Here is a 764-nt window from a genome sequence, read left to right as displayed (position 1 = left end):
GGTGGTGTTTTAAAAAGTATGCTGACATTAAATGAAGCCATTATTGATGTAAAAGAAGGTTAAGTCGAAGGCTTTAAAATGGTTTTCAAGCTTTTTGGAGAAATTACAACTTCTTCTAAAACCACGCCTTATTCGATGCCTTATTTTGCAATTATTACCTTCAATTCCTACAGTAAAAAACTTACCAATACTTTGCTTGCAGTTTTTAAAAGCAGTGATGAAACTATCCCAATGATCACTTGCAATTCGGGTGTAGTGAATACCTAATTGTTTAAGCTTTGTCTTCAACCTTTGGACTGTAGCTAAATCTCTCTTACCCCAAACATAAGCAACAATCTCACCTGTTTCTCGATGGTAGGCGTAAATAAGCCATTGTTTATTATTTTTATTTCCAACAAAAGTCCAGAATTCATCTACTTCGAGAGATTCATAATGACTTTGTTTAGGCTGAATTTGATAGGCCGATTCAGTTAAAGTCCGTAAGACTTTACCGATACTAATGCGCTCAACTTCAGCGATATCTCGTATACCGCTGCCTCTGACCATTAACTGTAATATTTTACGAGTAATGCCAGAATTACATCCTAGATAGCTCAGAGCATGGTCACCAATAAACTGACGTTTGCAGTCTTTGCATTGGTAGTTTTGTTTCCCATCTACTTTGATGCCATTTTTCTTTATACTGTCACTGAGGCAGGTTGGACATTTGATTTCTAGAGTTATTTGCATTTCTCTATTTTATCAAAATTCAACCTGCTTTTTTT

The 764-nt window shown here is 35.5% G+C and carries 1 protein-coding gene; it reads right to left on the bottom strand.

From position 1 onward, the window contains the following. Positions 1–27 precede the first annotated feature (27 nt). The gene (locus NI470_RS15680) at positions 28–729 is read right to left on the bottom strand and encodes an IS1 family transposase (RefSeq protein ID WP_004282344.1); all 702 of its coding nucleotides are present in this window, start codon (positions 727–729) and stop codon (positions 28–30) included. Positions 730–764 lie beyond the last annotated feature (35 nt).

Origin of the sequence: Acinetobacter lwoffii (assembly GCF_024129115.1) — a bacterium.
Lineage (GTDB): Bacteria > Pseudomonadota > Gammaproteobacteria > Pseudomonadales > Moraxellaceae > Acinetobacter > Acinetobacter lwoffii_T.
The sequence above is the reverse complement of the archived record's forward strand: the minus strand, read 5'-3'. Positions and strand labels throughout refer to the sequence as shown.